The organism is Collinsella sp. Sow4_E3 (assembly GCF_052116285.1).
In the GTDB taxonomy this organism is placed as follows: Bacteria; Actinomycetota; Coriobacteriia; order Coriobacteriales; family Coriobacteriaceae; genus Collinsella.
This window is the reverse complement of the sequence record NZ_JBQKLJ010000048.1, coordinates 1-2,463: the sequence shown is the minus strand read 5'-3', so window position 1 is coordinate 2,463 and position 2,463 is coordinate 1. Positions and strand designations below refer to the sequence as shown.

Below are 2,463 nucleotides of genomic sequence, written 5' to 3'. Positions count from 1 at the left end.
GCCGCTGTCGTGGCTACCGACCCCGCTGGTGGTGGGGGATCGGGTGCTGCTGCTCCGCTCAGAGGGTGTGTGGCATGTAGTGGGTCTCCGGTCTCCGCGTCCCGGTGAGGGGACGGTGGCGTCCACCGGGTCGAGTGTGGTGACGGTCGCCACCACGTCGGGGTCGGTGACGGTCCCGTATGTGGGTGGTGTGCCGGTCGTGGGTGACCGGGTGGGGATCGTGTGGGGCGCGTCGGGCGGGATGGTGGTGGGCCGGCTGGGCGCCCCATCCGCACCGCCTCCGCCTACCAAACCTCCGGCTGACCCCACTCCGCCGCAGCCTGACCCCGGTCGCACGACAACGACGGTGACGGCCGCCGCGGTGCAGGCGGCTACAGCCCGCTCCGGGGCGTGGCGCACCGACGGCTCGGCAGGTTCCCGCGCCTATCAGGGCCACTCAACGTCCGGCCAATCCGCCGACAACACGGGATTTTTCTTCTACGGCGAGTCGCTGGCGAGGGGTGGTGTCGGACGGTCGGGGGTGCTGCGTCTGTACCGGGCGACTGGTGCCGGGATGTCGGCTGCCCGGACGGTGTGGCTCGCGCTGCACGGTGCCGCGAGCCGACCCTCGTCGCCGCCGCCGCTGACTACCAGTCCTCGCGCTGCCGGGCAGGTAGCGCAGGGCGGCACGGTTGATGTGGCGCTCACTGAGCAGGAGGTGGCGGCGCTGCTGTCCGGCTCTGCTCGCGGTATCGCTGTCGCCTATCAGGGCACGACCGACTATATGGCCCTGCTCGGCCCCTCTGACCGGCCCGACGCGGGCCGCATCACGCTCACCACTACGATCTAGGAGGCCCCATGCCATCCACACCTGTCTACGGTCTGCGGACCCCGGAGGTGACGAGCGCCAACGACGTGCCTGCCGATCTCGCCGTGCTGGCGCAGGGCGTCGAGGGAGCCCTCAACGGCGTCGTGGACGCGGCGGGGTGGGTGGATTGCGCCATCGCTTCCGGCTTTGAGGCCGTCTCGCCCGGGCTGAAGGTGCGTCGGCGGTGCGGCATTGTGGTCATCTCCGGTTTCATCCGCTGGACGGGAGGGTCGCTGACGGGCCGCACGGTCGCGACAGTCCCGGCGGGATACCGCCCATCGTCTGTATCCACGACACCTCTACCGGCGTCCGTCTCGTCCAACAAGACGACTGTCGCGACCCCGTTCCTGTCATCGTCTGGCGACCTGTCATTCTCGACGGTCGGCTACATCGTCGCGGAGCCGAGCGGGGGGACCCCGGTGTTCCCGATCTCCGGCACGTGGTTCCTGTGAGAGGGGAGGAGTAGGGATGGCATGGTATCCAGGCGCGGTTCGTGAGTCGCTGCAAACCCGGCTAGATCAGCGGCGGCGGGTGATGCCGTCACCGGTGCGGATCAATCTCCATACGGCGGTCAGCAACTCGACGTCGCTGCGTGGCTACTGGGACTCGCAGGGCGTGTTCTCCCACTTTTATGTTGACCGGATCGGCACGGTCCGCCAGTATCAGGACACCCAGTTCCGGGCGGCGTGCGACCTCGACGGCAACCCGGACACAATCTCGATCGAGACGTGGGACGGCTACGGGCCGGTCTGGACAGGTTGGGCTGACGAGAATAAACCTCCGCCCTGGAATCCGGCGCAGGTGCAGGCAATCGTCAAGCTCGTCCGCTGGTTGATGGCGACCCACCCGACGATTCCGCGCCGTCTCGCGGCCGACAATCGACGCGGCCCAAGCTCGCATGGACTGTCGTGGCATCGGCTCGGTGTCCCCGGGTATGCGACCACGGTGCCGCGTGAGCGCGGTGGGCTGCTGTACACGCTGAGCCGGGGCAAGGTGTGCCCTGGCCCGCAGCGTGAACGGCAAATCCCCCACATTCTGGCCGCCGTCATCCACGGCGACACAACGACGACTGACCACTCACAGCAGGAGGATGACGAGATGAAGCAGGAAGATTGGGAGCGCCTGGAGCGGATGATCCGGGTCGAGCTGGGTCGAGCACGGACGTCGATCGCTGACTCGGTGTGGGAGTACTACCTCGGCAGCTCCGGCCCGACTGCGGCGGTGGCGCAGCAGGACGGCTACTGGCAGGGCCGCAAGATGGACGCACAGGTTGCGGCCCTGACCGCTGCTGTGGAGGCCGCCAAGCCCGGATCGGTGGACATGTCCGCCATCCGGGCAGCGGCCGAAGCGGCTGCCGAGAAGGCGCTGGCTGACCTCGGTGACCGGCTCAAGGGCTGAGCGTGCCTCGCCGGACAGCGATGCTCGGTCTCGGCGTCCTGTGGGTGCTGGTCGGGGTGTCACTGCTCGATGCTGGCGTCCCAGCCCGTGCCGAGCTGATCGACCTACCCGACTGGCTACGAGCCGCCCTATGGGTCGCTGCCGGCGTGGTCGCGATCGCCACCGCCGGGCATGTGCGGGCATCGGTGTGGGGTCTGGCCGGGTTAGCCCTGGCTGCC

The 2,463-nt window shown here is 68.9% G+C and carries 4 protein-coding genes; all 4 read left to right on the top strand.

Annotated elements, in window-relative coordinates; genetic code table 11:
• Positions 1-829 (top strand): hypothetical protein (locus tag ACTQ48_RS11045; RefSeq protein WP_441570946.1); only part of this gene is annotated, 829 nt, incomplete at its 5' end.
• A gap of 8 nt (positions 830-837) precedes the next feature.
• On the top strand, positions 838-1,299 hold the full coding sequence (locus ACTQ48_RS11040; protein ID WP_441564107.1) for a hypothetical protein: 462 nt from the start codon (positions 838-840) through the stop codon (positions 1,297-1,299).
• A gap of 16 nt (positions 1,300-1,315) precedes the next feature.
• Positions 1,316-2,245, top strand: a complete 930-nt coding sequence (locus ACTQ48_RS11035; RefSeq protein ID WP_441564108.1) for a peptidoglycan recognition protein family protein — start codon at positions 1,316-1,318, stop codon at positions 2,243-2,245.
• A gap of 2 nt (positions 2,246-2,247) precedes the next feature.
• Positions 2,248-2,463: hypothetical protein (locus ACTQ48_RS11030; RefSeq protein ID WP_441570944.1), on the top strand; the 216-nt coding region annotated here is incomplete at its 3' end.